This window comes from Pseudomonas sp. 1 (assembly GCF_056626735.1).
The window spans coordinates 234,705-248,568 of sequence record NZ_JBWXMQ010000011.1 but is presented as its reverse complement, the minus strand read 5'-3'; the positions used below and the strand labels follow the sequence as shown (position 1 = coordinate 248,568).

Sequence of the window (13,864 nt, the reverse complement as noted above, 5' to 3'; positions counted from 1 at the left end):
GAAACGTTTAATGTTCCTTGCCTTCATGACCCGACTTCGACGCCGCCGTCTGGCGTTCGCCTGCATGGCTGCCCTGATCATCGGCGTGCCGGCGAGTTGTGCCGTGCTGGAACACACCGAACGCAAACTCTTGTTTCGCATTGAACCGGGCACCGCCGGCTGGTATCACGGATTGCCCGGCAGCGTGCAGGAACTCGACCTGCAACCGAAAAGCTTCAAGGCCGGGCAAAACATTCACGCCTGGTGGTGGCCGGCGGAACGTGCCGATGCGCCGGCCATCCTTTATCTGCACGGCGTACGCTGGAATCTGACCGGGCAACTGTTCCGTATCGAGCAACTGCGCGCGGCGGGTTATTCGGTATTGGCCATCGACTATCGCGGCTTCGGCCAAAGCCGTGGTGATCTGCCGTCGGAAAGCACGGTTTACGAAGATGCTCGTGTGGCCTGGGAACGCTTCCAACTGTTGCAACCTGATCCGAACAAACGCCTGATCTACGGCCACTCGCTGGGGGGCGCGGTCGCCGTCGACCTGGCTGCCGAACTCGGCCGCGATGCCGCCAGAAATCACACCCCATTGCCGGTGCGCGGACTGGTCATCGAATCCACCTTCACTTCATTGGCGGATGTAGCGGCAGCCGTAGCCAACACCTCCCTTCCAGTCCGTTGGTTGCTGTCGCAGAAGTTCGACTCCATCGACAAGATCGCCGAGATCCACATGCCGTTGCTGGTGGTACACGGTCTTGCCGATGCGTTTGTGCCGTCACGTTTCAGCGAGCAACTGTTCGCCGCCGCCCGGCAGCCGAAACACCTGCTGCTGGTGCCCGGCGCAACGCACAACAACAGCATGGCGCTGGGCGGTCAGAACTATCGCAAAGCGATCGATGCGCTGATGCAAACCCGACCTGTCGCCCGGGTGGCGGGCGCAGCGGTGCAGAAGAACCCGCGCGACTCCTGACGCCCTCTGCGCAGACCATCGGTCGCCCCGACAGGAAATTCTTGCAGCATCGGCTGGCAAACCGGCGTTCCAACGCTTTGCTGGATGGAGTCAATCCATGATGCTGTTTCGGCACACCCGGCCGCGCAGCGTTCCACTGCCTATTCGGGAGCACTACCATGAAAATCAACCCGTACCTGATCTTCAACGGCGATTGCCGCGCAGCTTTCACGTTTTACGAGCAATGCCTGCAAGGCAAGCTCGAAGCAATGATGACCTTCGGCGAAACCCCAGCCGCCGAACATGTGCCCAAAGAGCATCACAACCTGATCATCCACACCTGCCTGAAAGTCGGTGACCAGATGCTCATGGCTTCGGACACCACACCCGACCGCCCGACCCAAGGCATGAGCGGATGCTCGATTTCGCTGAATGTCGACAGCATCGCCGAGGCCGAACGAGTGTTTAACGCGCTGGCCAGAGACGGTCGCATCGACATGCCGCTGGAAGCCACCTTCTGGGCCGCCCGCTTCGGCATGCTGGTGGATCGTTTTGGCGTGTCGTGGATGGTCAATTGCGAAAGTGACAAATGATGCTGTCATTGCACCGGAGATGAAAAAGCCCGACCTCTTCAGGTCGGGCTTTTTCGTTCAACGTTGGGCCAACTCGTGCCGAACGCACTGTTCGTAATAGGTCTGCTTGACGGCCGCCGGCTTGAGCCGCGACGCGCTGTCGTAGGTCTGCTCGGTGATGCCCATGGCGGTCATGCGCATCCAGGGTTGCTGAAACTTGCGCGCCTGCAAGCGCTTGCGCGCGCCATACAGGGAAATCCCGGACAGCTTCGACTGTTGTGCGCCGGCGGCGATGTCCGAACCCCAGGTACACGCAAAACGATGGCTCTTGCTCAGTTCCCTGGCCTGGGCCTCCATCGCGAACAGAGCGAGGGAAAGCGTTGCTACGGTGATGACAATCGTCCGCATATAGCCCACCTAACCTTTTGAAAAAAGGCGAGTTTGCCGGGACCGGAAACATTCGGGGGCCAGCAATTTGCCGCCTATTGCTCTCGTGCGCGAACTTCAACCCTCAACCGGGATGCGCCCTCTTCCTCGCACTGGATGACGATCGGTACAAAACGCTCGATCACCGAAATGTTGCTGTGCAAATGCTCGGTCATCCTGGGCGTGGTAAGCGATCCACCTCCAGCCAGCACCATCGGCAACAGCAACTGGTCCGCCAGATGTTCTGCCACCGCTGCACCGCTGTGCAACCAATCGGCCGCCTGATCGATCACGGCGTCCGCCACCTTCTCCGAACGCAGAGACGCTTGACCGAAAGCGCTGAAAACTTCGGTGACGTGTTCAAACGCATATTCCAGCAGCAACACGTTGCCCGGTCCGCAGGCCGGATCAAGAATGACCGCGTTCAACTCCGCTGACGCCATGTTCAATCGCTGGGCCACCCTTTCGAGCTCGCGGACACCAACACTCGGCGCCAGTCCCGCCGTCAGCGCACACGCCTGTTGCGAGAGCGGCAAGCCGCGCTCGCACAGGTGCAGTGCTGACAACTTCGATGGTTGCACCCTGACGTCGATTTCACCGCCACCCGCCGGTACGAACCCGTGGCGCAGCAACGTCAGTTCAACCTCCGCGCCCATCCGTCGCAGCAGCGGTAACCAGCTGCGGCTGAGAAAGTCGGTCGGTGGCGCCAGCGGATTATGCGTGCCGCCGCTGATCCGCACGCGGCTGGCTTGCGGCGCAAGCAATAAAGCGGGCAGCAAGGTCTGCAACACCAATGTGCAACTGCCGGCGGTTCCAATGGCAAAGCGAAAATCGCCACCGCGAATCGGCCCCGGCTCGAAGCTCAATGTCTGCGAGCCCAGCTCAGCCCCCTGGATCTTTGCACCACAGACTTGAGCCGCCGCCGTCACGGCGGTCAGGTGCTGGCGCAACAGTCCGGGACGACTGCGTCTGGCCCGAATCCGCTCGATGCGAAACGCCTGGCCCGTCACCATCGACAGACTCAGCGCACTGCGCAACACCTGGCCACCACCGATGGCGCCGTCCAGTTCAATAACGTCCTGTTTCATTTTTTTCCTTATGCGTACAAACCAACGGTTTCCCGCAGGTATCGATCGAGCTGCCGCGAATCTTCCCGGGTTCTTGGCAATGCCGGCACCGCACGCTCGAGTTCCGCCTCGATGAACGCATGCAACGCCGGACGACGAGGACCGTAAGCGCTCTCGTCGGCATTGCGTTTGAGCGCGAGCAGTTCGTCGACTTCATCGAGCAATGCACGATCATCGACGGTACTCAGCAGATCGCTGAACGTCATCGGCGGCCGACCACGCCCCTGATCGATCCAGCGCACCGCCAGCAGCGGCCGCAGTACGTAGAAATACTTCTTGAACCGCACGCTTTCACCCTGCAGATAACCACGGAAGTTCTTCTTCGCCATCGACAGATAATGATTGCGCGCGGCTGGCGGGCTGTAGAACGCCTCGGCCAGCGCCCGCAGTTGCGCAACCGCTGCGGTCTCGCTGCGATAAACCAGCGGGGAGTCGAGCCACTCCAGCAAGGTCGGGTTGGATTTGCGCAACAGCCCGAGGGTCTTGCGCAGCTCCCAGCCACTGACATCCAGCTCGTCATCCAAAGGCCGCTCGATGACATCACTTGGCGCATCGACCTGGACGAACCACTCCGGTTTCTCTACATAAACGAAGCGCACATCGTAATCACTGTCCGGCGAGGCAAAACCCCAGGCCCGGCTGCCTGATTCGCAGGCATACAGCACCGTGACATTGCGCTCACGCTCTATGCGCGCCAGTTCTTCCAGCACCCGGGCGCGCATGGCGTTGCACAGCGGATGTCGTTCTTCGAATTTCATGTCTTTCAATCCTTGTTCCGGCGCGCCTTTCGGCACGCGTTATCCCTTGACGCACACCACCTGACGCAGGGTGTGCAGCACTTCAACCAGCTCACGCTGGGCGTGCATGACTTTGTCGATGTCCTTGTAGGCCATCGGAATTTCATCAATCACCGCAGCATCCTTACGGCATTCAACATGCGCGGTGGCGCGGATCTGATCTTCGACGGTGAAGGTGTTTTTGGCCTTGGTACGGCTCATGGTCCGACCGGCACCGTGGCTGCAGGAGCAAAACGATTCTTCGTTGCCCAGACCACGCACGATGAAACTCTTGGCGCCCATCGAACCGGGAATGATCCCCAACTCGCCCTTCTTCGCTGACACCGCGCCTTTGCGGGTGACCAGAATGTCCTCGCCGAAATGCCGCTCTTTCTGCACGTAGTTGTGGTGGCAGTTCACCGCTTCCAGCGCGACTTCGAACGGCTTGCGGATGATCTGCCGCGTGGCCTGAATCACCGCTCGCATCATCAGCTCCCGGTTCTGCTTGGCGAAATCCTGGGCCCAGCCCACCGCTTCCACGTAATCATCGAAGTGCCGGCTGCCTTCTTCGAAATACGCCAGATCACGATCCGGCAGGTTGGCGATGTGCTGGCGCATATCCGCCTGGGCCATCTGGATGAACAGGTTGCCGATGGCGTTGCCGACACCGCGCGAGCCGCTGTGCAACATGAACCAGACCCGGTTGGCTTCATCCAGGCACACTTCAATGAAGTGGTTACCGCTGCCCAGTGTTCCGAGATGCCCGCGGTTGTTGGTGTTGGCCAGTTTCGGGTACTTGTCGGTGATCGCCTTGAACCGTGGACTCAGCGCCGCCCAGGCCTGATCCGCCTGTTGCGGAATCTCGTCCCAGGCGCCTTTGTCACGGCGCGATCGGGTCGAACTGCGGCCATGAGGCACCGCTTGCTCGATGGCACTGCGCAGGCCATGCAGGTTGTCCGGCAGATCGGCCGCGGTCAGCGAGGTGCGCGCGGCAATCATGCCGCAACCGATGTCCACCCCGACCGCTGCCGGGATGATCGCGCCGACCGTGGGAATCACGCTGCCGATGGTCGAGCCCTTGCCCAGATGGACGTCCGGCATGACAGCCAGATGCTTGAAGATGAAGGGCATCTTCGCCGTGTTCATCAACTGCTCGCGCGCCTCGTTTTCCACCGGGACGCCCTCGGTCCAGAGCTTGATCGGTTTGCCGTTGGCGACTTCCAGCAGTTGGTAAGTGTGTTCTTTCATCATCTCGATTCTTCAGGTAGTTCCACCGGTATTCGCCGGGAGATTCAAAAAAGGTGGCACGACAAAGGTTGGTGACTGTTGCGCGTTACCGCGCACCGGGATTAGCCGGCCTCAGATGTACAGCCATCGGCATTCGTGCCGTCACGCGCACTGACAAGGGTTTGGTGAGACGTCTTGGATGTAGTCCCACCGGCATTCAGTGCCCGTGACAAATCAATTCATTGGGTGGCTGATTGCCTCATCCCATGCATTCAATCGCTTCGACCCAGTGCTGCGGTCCGTACCGGCCGGCAGTGAACTGCTCGATCACATCAAACACCGCATCACTGAAACCGCCGACATTCAGGATGTCGTCACGATCCGCCACCGGTGTCGCCCAACCTGGTTGCAGGTCAATGCAAATCAGGCGTGCCTGCGGGTTGATCCGCTTTATTCGCTCCCATTGCAGCATCGTCTCGCTGGCGCCCTGACGTCGCGCATCGATCCAGGATTCGTTGTCCGACACCATGAGCAACGTATCGACCCTGGCCTTGCTGTCCGCCAGTTTCTTCAACGGCGCCGAGCAGCAGGTTCCGCCGCCGAAAATGCCTGCAAGCTTTTCGGCATTGCTGATCACACTGTCGCGCGGGTTGAGGGTGATATCCACCACCTTCCATTCGAATGGCATCACCCGTGCCGTCGGTTGTTTACGCAACACCGCCGCCGTAATCAATGCCGCCACATCGATGCAGCGCACCGCCGTGGTCGCACCCTGACGGTAACCCGTCAGCGGGCTGCCCATGGAGCCGGAAACATCCGGGCAAACCACCACCGCACCTTGCAGCTTCGGCACATTGGTCAATGAGAGCTCCAGCGCATCCTGCAAAGCCTCGCGAATCAGCGCCGGCACGTCATCGCCGACCATCCGGTACGCTGCCAGCAACTGGTACGGATACACCCGTGCCCTGACCACTGCTTCGGGATCCGCCAACCGTGCGGCCACGGTTTCGGTGCAACCCGGCACTTCAAAAGCACCATGGCGCGCAAGCGTATTGAGGTTGATCCGCAGCCCCTGCCAGCCCATGTTTCGCGCCTGCTCTGCCCATTGTTCCTTGCTCAACGTTTCGTTACCGAGCAATTGAAAAGGCACTTCAGGCACTTGATCACTCGCTCCGCTGCGAAATGCCAGCAGATCGCGAGTCAATCCGGGCAACGCCTGTGCATCCACCGGTTTGCCGATCACCCAGGCAAAAAACGCTTCGCGCCAGGCCTCGGACGGTTTTGGGTGAACCATCTTCACCACATCCGCCAGCGAAGGCTGATTGCCGATCGATGCCTGCAAGAGCTGGCGTTCGGTCGCGCTGTTCAGCCAGTTCTGCACCAGACGCTTGGGCTGAGAACCCAGGGAGCGGCGACCGGTGGCGCCACTGCGCAGGATTTGTACGAAATTGCGCAGCATTTTGCCGCTGTCCACGACCTTCTCGAACACCTCCGGCACCAGAGCCGAACGCTGAGCCGTCAGCGCTGCCAGCAACAATGCCGGCATGTCTTTCATGTGTCCTTTCTGGCGAGCATAAAGAGCGGCATTTGCCACGAAGCGGCTGTCCAGCTCCGCAACCAGCTTCAACACCTGATCCAACTGACTTTGAGCAGATGCGTAAAAGGTCGAATTCAGGCAACCGGTGACAGCCAGCTGAGCCAGTTGATGCTTGGGTGTGTAGGCATAAGCCGCGGCACCGGAAGCATTCAAGGCGTCGCACGCCGGCAGGCTTTTAGATTGCGTATTGAAGAGGTTGAAATTGGCCATTCGTGGCGTCTCGCTATGTTGTCCTGTTCGTTGAGACAGGTATTGCAGTCGCTGTGCCAGCTTTTGAAAAAGTTCGAAAATTATTCTTATCTATTTGATTTTTAAAGACTTTATTTTAGTCGCAATTACCCATGAACTCTCATCACGACAAATGACACGCTTAAACATTATCATTGGGTATCGTCGTTTATCTTTAAGGATCATCAATGTCGGGCAAGCGCACCGTCGCCATCGGCTTCATCGGCGCCACCCTTGATCGCGTAGGCAAAGGCGCCAACCGCTGGAACCATTGGCGGCCTAGCGTGGGCCTGTGCCAGCAACCGGATGTATTGATCCATCGACTGGAACTGATACACGGCACAGACGCCCGGGACACGAGCCTGGCCGAACGCATTCGCGAGGACATCCATCAGGTGTCGCCCGGCACAGAAGTGCGCCTGCACCCGATGCCGTTGCGTAATCCCTGGGATTTCGAAGAGGTCTACGGCGCGCTCCATGACTTCACCTCCGAATACACTTTCGATACCGAGCGAGAGGACTATCTGGTGCACATCACCACAGGAACCCACGTCGCGCAGATCTGCTGGTTCTTGCTGACCGAGGCGCGCTACTTGCCGGCACGCCTGATCCAGACCTCCCCCGCCCGCCGCAAGAACGAAGAAGAACCGGCCACCGGCACACACGCCCTGATTGACCTGGATCTGTCGCGCTACGACCGGATTGCCTCTCGCTTCACTCACAGACGCCTGGAAGGCCTGGAGTTTCTCAAGTCCGGCATCGCCACCCGAAACACCGCGTTCAACCGTTCCATCGAACAGATCGAACGCGTGGCCGTACGCTCCAAGGCGCCGATGCTGCTGATCGGTCCGACCGGCGCCGGCAAGTCTTTTCTCGCCCGACGCATTTACGAGCTCAAACGCAGTCGCCATCAAATGCAGGGACGCTTCGTTGAAGTCAACTGCGCCACCCTGCGTGGGGACGGTGCAATGTCCGCGCTGTTCGGCCACGTCAAAGGCGCCTTTACCGGCGCACAAAACGCACGCGACGGCCTATTGCGAGCGGCTGACGGCGGCATGTTGTTTCTCGACGAGATCGGCGAACTGGGGGCAGATGAACAAGCGATGCTGCTCAAGGCCATCGAAGAGAAGCGCTTCTTCCCGCTGGGCTCGGACAAGGAAGTCGACAGCGACTTCCTGATCATCGCAGGCACCCACCGCGACCTGCGCAGTCGTGTCGCCGAAGGCCTGTTCCGGGAAGATCTCTACGCTCGGATCAACCTCTGGACGTTCGACCTGCCAGGCTTGGCGGGCCGCCGCGAAGACATCGAACCCAACATCGATTTCGAGCTTGAACGCCACGCGCGCGAACACGGCCAAATGGTGCGCTTTAACCTTGAAGCCCGACGGCGCTACCTGGGGTTTGCCAGCTCACGGGAAGCTGCGTGGCTGGGTAACTTCCGCGAGCTTTCGGCCTCGATCACGCGCATGGCGACACTGGCCGACAGCGGGCGAATCGATGAAGCGCAGGTCGAGGAGGAAATTGATCGACTGCGGTACGCGTGGGGGCTGGCGCAACCGACAGGCGTGACTGATGAACTGCCGGGCAATGCCGAGACACTGGACCTGTTCGATCGATTGCAATTGAAGGCGGTGCTGGAAGTTTGCCGCCAGGCAGACAGCCTGTCGGATGCCGGCAGACGACTGTTCGGCGTGTCGCGACAGGCCAAAGCGCAGCCCAATGATGCCGACCGATTGAGGAAGTACCTCGGGCGGTTCGGCATTGACTGGAACCAGTTGCGCGAGCAGTGAAACATGACCGTAGCCAATTGGATCGATGAGATAAACTGCGCCGCACCGCGATACCGGCACCGAACAAAGGACAAACACGGATGGACTTACTGGAGTTTTTTTCAAACCTGCTATCGGCTCTGAATAGCTTCCAGACGTCCGGCCAAAAGCCTCGCAGAGTCTTCACCCGCGGATTTGTAGTGACCTGCGTCTTCGTGGCGGTCATCGAGCTGTTCTTACTGAACCATATCTATAGCGGGCATCCGTGAACGAATAGCTACGAGTTCCGCCCGTCAGTTGACCGGCACTTTACCCCGGGTCAGAACTTCCAACGTCTATCAACCTGACGCGGAAGCCCGACGATGAACCGAACCATTGCAGCCCTCATGCTTGGAAGTCTTTTATCCGCCAATGCCTCCCTCGCAATGGCGGGAAGCAGCGTCCCGCCAACCGGCATTCCCGGGGTCAACCAGGGAGGCACCGAGTCCAAGGAAGAAAAGGCCGACAAAAAGGGTGAAGAGGCCTCGGGCTCGAACTCCGGTGCAGAGGCCCATGAAACCGAGAAGGATGCGCAAACGTCCAGCGGCTCAAAGGATGGGATGAAAGAAAAGAAGCCCTGAGCGAGTTAGCCGCCTCATAAGTTTTTGCAGGCATAAAAAGGCTCGAGGGGCGGCTGGTTGTTACAAGGGATGGAAAGAAGAGGAAATGCAGGGCTTCTATGATGTACGAGGATTGCCGCTGCAACCTGTATCAGAAAGTCGGAAAGGATGGGCAGAAAATCGCAGGCCATGCCAGTGAGAGCACGACCAAAAACTAACAGAAGGACCGTGCGAAAATCGTCTGGTCGGACGCAGCTTCGGACCTGAATATCAGCGAAATTACCGGGTAATTTTGCGAGGGTTTTGCGCAGGCACAAAAAAGCCGATCCAGATGATCGGCTTAAGTGTCTGATGTTACTCAGGAATTATGGTCGGGACGGAGTGATTCGAACACTCGACCCCTAGCACCCCATGCTAGTGCGCTACCGGACTGCGCTACGCCCCGACTAGGTTTGAAACTCGTTCTTCATCTCGAAGAACGCTCAAGAATATATCGCAAGCTTTTGAAAACTGGAAGTATTTAAAAGCAGGAAATTATTTCTTGAGAACCACCAGCACATCTTCGAGCTCGGCGATCATCTGGCGAATCATTTGCTTGTATTGGGTGGTGTCGTCTTTGGCTTCATCGCCGGACAGACGCAGGCGCGCGCCGCCGATGGTGAACCCCTGATCGTAAAGGAGCGCGCGGATCTGCCGGATCATCAGCACGTCCTGGCGCTGATAATACCGGCGGTTTCCGCGGCGTTTGACGGGGTTGAGCTGAGGAAACTCCTGCTCCCAGTAGCGCAGCACGTGTGGTTTTACCGCACACAGCTCGCTGACTTCACCTATGGTGAAGTAGCGTTTGCCCGGGATGACGGGTAGTTCGTCGTTATGACTTGGTTCCAGCATAAGCCTCAACTCGGGCCTTCAACTTCTGCCCTGGACGAAAGGTGACCACACGGCGAGCCGTGATCGGGATTTCTTCCCCCGTTTTCGGGTTGCGGCCAGGCCGCTGGCGTTTGTCCCGAAGGTCGAAATTGCCGAAACCCGACAGTTTGACCTGCTCGTTGTCTTCAAGAGCGTGCCTGATTTCCTCGAAAAACAGTTCAACCAATTCCTTGGCTTCCCGCTTGTTCAGGCCCAGCTCTTCATACAGACGTTCCGCCATCTCTGCTTTCGTCAAAGCCCCCATACGTCACTTCCTTAACGTGGCGTTCAACCTTTGTTCGAGCGAGGTGAGGATATTTTGCGTCGTCGAATTCACCTCATCGTCATTAAGAGTGCGCGATGGATGCTGCCAGGTCAAGCCGACTGCGAGGCTTTTTCTATCAGGATCAATGCCTTTACCCTGATACACGTCAAATAGCCTGAGGTCTGTCAGCCATTCGCCTGCATTTTCACGGATTACGTCCAGTACAGCCGAGGCTGCAACGTCTTTGTGCGCAATCAGTGCCAGGTCACGACGCACTTCAGGAAAGCGCGACAACTCGTGGAATTTCGGCATTTTCCCCAGAGCGACTTCGGCCAGAACCAGCTCGAAGACGAAGACCGGACGGTCGAGACCCAGGGATTTCGAAAGCTCAGGGTGAATCGCGCCGATAAAACCGACTTCACGCCCTTCCCGCTCGATGCGCGCGGTCTGACCCGGATGCAGCGCAGGGTGTTTGCCCGGTACGAAAGTGAACTGATCCAGCGCACCGGCAAAACCCAGCACCGCTTCTACGTCAGCCTTGACGTCGAAGAAATCCACGGTCTCGCGACCTTGCGCCCAGCCTTCCGGCAGACGGCTGCCGCACACCACACCGGCGATCATCGGCTCTTGCTTCAGACCTTCCAGCTGACCGACAAAGCGCAGACCGCTCTCGAACAGGCGGACACGATCCTGCTGACGGTTGAGGTTGTGTTGCAACGCCTTGACCAGCCCCGGCCACAGCGACGAACGCATGGCAGCCATGTCATTGGAGATCGGGTTCGCCAACAGCAGCGGCTCGACGCCCGGGTTGAACAGCTCGAATTGCTTCGGATCGATGAAGCTATAAGTGATTGCTTCCTGATAGCCACGAGCTACCAGCAGACGACGCAGCTCTGGCAGATCACTACGCGCTTCAGCCTTGGCTTGTGGCGCCAGACGAGCTTGCGGGTAACGAACCGGCAGGCGGTTATAACCGTACAGACGCGCCAGCTCTTCGATCAGATCGACTTCCAGGCTGATATCGAAGCGATGGCTTGGCACTTCCACGCGCCATTGCCCAGCTCCGTCGGCGCAAACCTTCAAACCCAAAGCATTGAGCAGACGCTCGACTTCGGCGGAATCCATTTCCATGCCCAGCATCTGGGTGATGCGCTGAGCACGCAGAGTAATGGCCGCGATCGACGGCAGATGCTGCTCGCTGACGGTTTCGATGATCGGGCCAGCTTCGCCACCAGTGATTTCCAGCAGCAAACCAGTGGCGCGCTCCATGGCTTCACGGGCCAGTTGCCAGTCCACCCCGCGCTCGTAGCGGTGCGAAGCGTCAGTGTGCAGACCGTAGGACCGAGCCTTGCCCGCCACAGCGATCTGATCGAAGAACGCACTTTCAAGGAATACGTCACGAGTGGTCGCGGACACACCACTGTGCTCGCCACCCATCACGCCGGCAATGGCCAGAGCGCGAGTGTGGTCGGCGATCACCAGCGTATCGCTACGCAAGCTGACTTCCTGACCGTCAAGCAGCACGAGCTTCTCGCCCTCTTCCGCCATGCGTACCCGGATGCCGCCATTGATTTCGGCGAGATCGAACGCGTGCAGCGGCTGACCCAGCTCGAGCATCACGTAGTTGGTGATGTCGACGGCTGCGTCGATGCTGCGGACTTCCGCGCGACGCAGGCGTTCAACCATCCACAGCGGCGTAGGCTTGGAAAGGTCAACGTTACGGATGACCCGGCCCAGATAACGCGGGCAGGCAGCAGGTGCCAGGACCTCTACCGAACGCACTTCGTCGTGCACCGCCGGAACGGTCATCACCACCGGGCGAGTGACCGGAGCGTCGTACAGCGCTCCGACTTCACGGGCCAGACCGGCCAGGGACAGGCAGTCGCCACGGTTCGGAGTCAGGTCGACTTCGATGCTGGCGTCTTCCAGGTCCAGATAAACACGGAAATCTTCGCCCACCGGCGCATCGGCCGGCAGTTCCATCAGACCATCATTGCCTTCACCGACCTGCAGCTCGGATTGCGAGCACAGCATGCCGTTGGACTCGACGCCGCGCAGCTTGGCCTTCTTGATCTTGAAGTCGCCCGGCAGCTCGGCACCGATCATCGCGAACGGAATCTTCAGGCCCGGACGCACGTTTGGCGCACCGCACACGACCTGGAAAGTTTCCGCACCATTGCTGACCTGGCAAACGCGCAGTTTGTCGGCATCGGGATGCTGCTCGGTGCTGAGCACCTCGCCCACCACCACGCCACTGAAAACACCGGCGGCCGGCGTAACGCTATCGACCTCAAGACCGGCCATCGACAGACGTGCAACCAGCGCGTCGCGATCTACCTGCGGGCTGACCCAGCCACGCAGCCATTGTTCACTGAATTTCATCCTGCTCTCCTAAGAATTCGTTACGACTAGCGAAATTGCGCGAGGAACCGCAAGTCGTTGTCGAAGAACAGACGCAAGTCGTTCACGCCGTAACGCAGCATGGCCAGTCGCTCGACGCCCATGCCGAAGGCAAAGCCCGAGAATTCTTCCGGGTCGATCCCGGACATGCGCAGCACGTTCGGGTGAACCATGCCGCAGCCCATTACTTCCAGCCAGCCGGTCTGCTTGCAGACGCGGCAGCCTTTACCGCTGCACATCACGCATTCCATGTCGACTTCGGCGGATGGCTCGGTGAACGGGAAGTACGAGGGACGGAAACGTACGGCCAGTTCCTTTTCGAAGAACACCCGCAGGAACTCTTCGATGGTGCCTTTCAGGTCGGCGAAGTTGATGTCGCGATCAACCAGCAGGCCTTCGACCTGATGGAACATCGGCGAGTGGGTGATATCGGAGTCACTGCGATATACACGGCCTGGGCAGACGATGCGGATCGGCGGCTTTTTCGATTCCATGGTGCGGACCTGTACCGGCGAGGTATGGGTGCGCAGCAACATGTTCGCATTGAAATAGAAGGTGTCGTGCATCGACCGGGCCGGGTGATGACCTGGGATGTTGAGCGCCTCGAAGTTGTGATAGTCGTCTTCGACCTCAGGGCCTTCAGCAATGCCGTAGCCGATATGGGTGAAGAACTGTTCGATACGTTCCAGAGTCCGGGTTACCGGATGCAGACCACCGGAGGTCTGACCGCGGCCCGGCAGGGTCACGTCAATGGATTCGGCAGACAGCTTGGCAGCCAGTTCGGCTTCCTCAAACAGAGCCATGCGCGCATTGAGAACGCCTGTGACACGTTCCTTGGCAACGTTGATCAGCGCGCCGACCTGCGGACGCTCTTCTGCCGGCAAATTCCCCAGGGTCTTCATCACCTGAGTCAATTCACCCTTTTTGCCAAGGTATTGAACCCGGATTTGCTCCAGGGCATTGATATCTTCAGCGCTTTGCACAGCCTCTAGTGCTTGAGAGACCAGCGCATCCAGGTTTTCCATGTACAGACTC

At 59.0% G+C, this 13,864-nt stretch carries 13 protein-coding genes and 1 tRNA gene; 4 read left to right on the top strand and 10 right to left on the bottom strand.

Features of this window, described 5'->3' with window-relative positions:
* Nucleotides 1-10 precede the first annotated feature (10 nt).
* Nucleotides 11-955 carry an alpha/beta hydrolase gene (locus tag AC1MDC_RS18465; protein ID WP_085701216.1) on the top strand — a complete coding sequence of 315 codons (945 nt, stop codon included), beginning with the start codon at nucleotides 11-13 and terminating at the stop codon, nucleotides 953-955.
* Nucleotides 956-1,113: 158 nt separating this feature from the next.
* A complete protein-coding gene (locus tag AC1MDC_RS18460; RefSeq protein WP_085701217.1) occupies nucleotides 1,114-1,527 on the top strand; it encodes a VOC family protein in 414 nt (137 codons plus the stop codon).
* A 57-nt stretch (nucleotides 1,528-1,584) separates the two neighbouring features.
* Here the strand turns inward: AC1MDC_RS18460 and AC1MDC_RS18455 are convergent, their stop codons facing one another.
* The 5 genes from AC1MDC_RS18455 to AC1MDC_RS18435 form a co-directional block, all read right to left on the bottom strand.
* Nucleotides 1,585-1,914 carry a hypothetical protein gene (locus AC1MDC_RS18455; RefSeq protein ID WP_480393461.1) on the bottom strand — a complete coding sequence of 110 codons (330 nt, stop codon included), beginning with the start codon at nucleotides 1,912-1,914 and terminating at the stop codon, nucleotides 1,585-1,587.
* 74 nt (nucleotides 1,915-1,988) lie between these two features.
* Entirely contained in the window at nucleotides 1,989-3,020 is a 1,032-nt protein-coding gene (gene rtcA, locus AC1MDC_RS18450) for an RNA 3'-terminal phosphate cyclase (RefSeq protein ID WP_480393460.1), read from the bottom strand.
* 8 nt (nucleotides 3,021-3,028) lie between these two features.
* Nucleotides 3,029-3,817 carry a nucleotidyltransferase domain-containing protein gene (locus tag AC1MDC_RS18445; RefSeq protein ID WP_480393459.1) on the bottom strand — a complete coding sequence of 263 codons (789 nt, stop codon included), beginning with the start codon at nucleotides 3,815-3,817 and terminating at the stop codon, nucleotides 3,029-3,031.
* Between the two features lie 39 nt (nucleotides 3,818-3,856).
* A complete protein-coding gene (locus tag AC1MDC_RS18440; RefSeq protein WP_480393458.1) occupies nucleotides 3,857-5,083 on the bottom strand; it encodes an RtcB family protein in 1,227 nt (408 codons plus the stop codon).
* A 238-nt stretch (nucleotides 5,084-5,321) separates the two neighbouring features.
* Complete coding sequence (locus AC1MDC_RS18435; RefSeq protein WP_480393457.1) at nucleotides 5,322-6,869, bottom strand: RNA-binding protein; 1,548 nt, start codon at nucleotides 6,867-6,869, stop codon at nucleotides 5,322-5,324.
* 206 nt (nucleotides 6,870-7,075) lie between these two features.
* On the opposite strand from AC1MDC_RS18435, the gene rtcR reads away from it, so the two are divergent.
* The gene (gene rtcR / locus AC1MDC_RS18430; RefSeq protein WP_480393456.1) at nucleotides 7,076-8,677 is read left to right on the top strand and encodes an RNA repair transcriptional activator RtcR; all 1,602 of its coding nucleotides are present in this window, start codon (nucleotides 7,076-7,078) and stop codon (nucleotides 8,675-8,677) included.
* Between the two features lie 341 nt (nucleotides 8,678-9,018).
* The gene (locus AC1MDC_RS18425) at nucleotides 9,019-9,276 is read left to right on the top strand and encodes a hypothetical protein (protein WP_085701222.1); all 258 of its coding nucleotides are present in this window, start codon (nucleotides 9,019-9,021) and stop codon (nucleotides 9,274-9,276) included.
* Nucleotides 9,277-9,623: 347 nt separating this feature from the next.
* Here the strand turns inward: AC1MDC_RS18425 and AC1MDC_RS18420 are convergent.
* The 5 genes from AC1MDC_RS18420 to pheS all read right to left on the bottom strand — a co-directional run bounded on the left by AC1MDC_RS18420 (nucleotide 9,624) and on the right by pheS (nucleotide 13,854).
* Nucleotides 9,624-9,700, bottom strand: a tRNA-Pro gene (locus AC1MDC_RS18420).
* 89 nt (nucleotides 9,701-9,789) lie between these two features.
* Nucleotides 9,790-10,146 (bottom strand): MerR family transcriptional regulator, encoded by a 357-nt coding sequence (locus AC1MDC_RS18415; RefSeq protein ID WP_003179985.1) that lies wholly within the window; start codon nucleotides 10,144-10,146, stop codon nucleotides 9,790-9,792.
* Nucleotides 10,127-10,429, bottom strand: coding sequence for an integration host factor subunit alpha (gene ihfA, locus AC1MDC_RS18410; protein WP_002553164.1), 303 nt, complete (start codon nucleotides 10,427-10,429; stop codon nucleotides 10,127-10,129). Before ihfA ends, AC1MDC_RS18415 begins: the two co-directional genes overlap by 20 nt.
* A 3-nt stretch (nucleotides 10,430-10,432) precedes the next feature.
* On the bottom strand, nucleotides 10,433-12,811 hold the full coding sequence (gene pheT / locus AC1MDC_RS18405) for a phenylalanine--tRNA ligase subunit beta (protein ID WP_085705366.1): 2,379 nt from the start codon (nucleotides 12,809-12,811) through the stop codon (nucleotides 10,433-10,435).
* 26 nt (nucleotides 12,812-12,837) lie between these two features.
* Entirely contained in the window at nucleotides 12,838-13,854 is a 1,017-nt protein-coding gene (pheS, locus tag AC1MDC_RS18400; RefSeq protein WP_011333387.1) for a phenylalanine--tRNA ligase subunit alpha, read from the bottom strand.
* Between the last annotated feature and the right edge of the window lie 10 nt (nucleotides 13,855-13,864).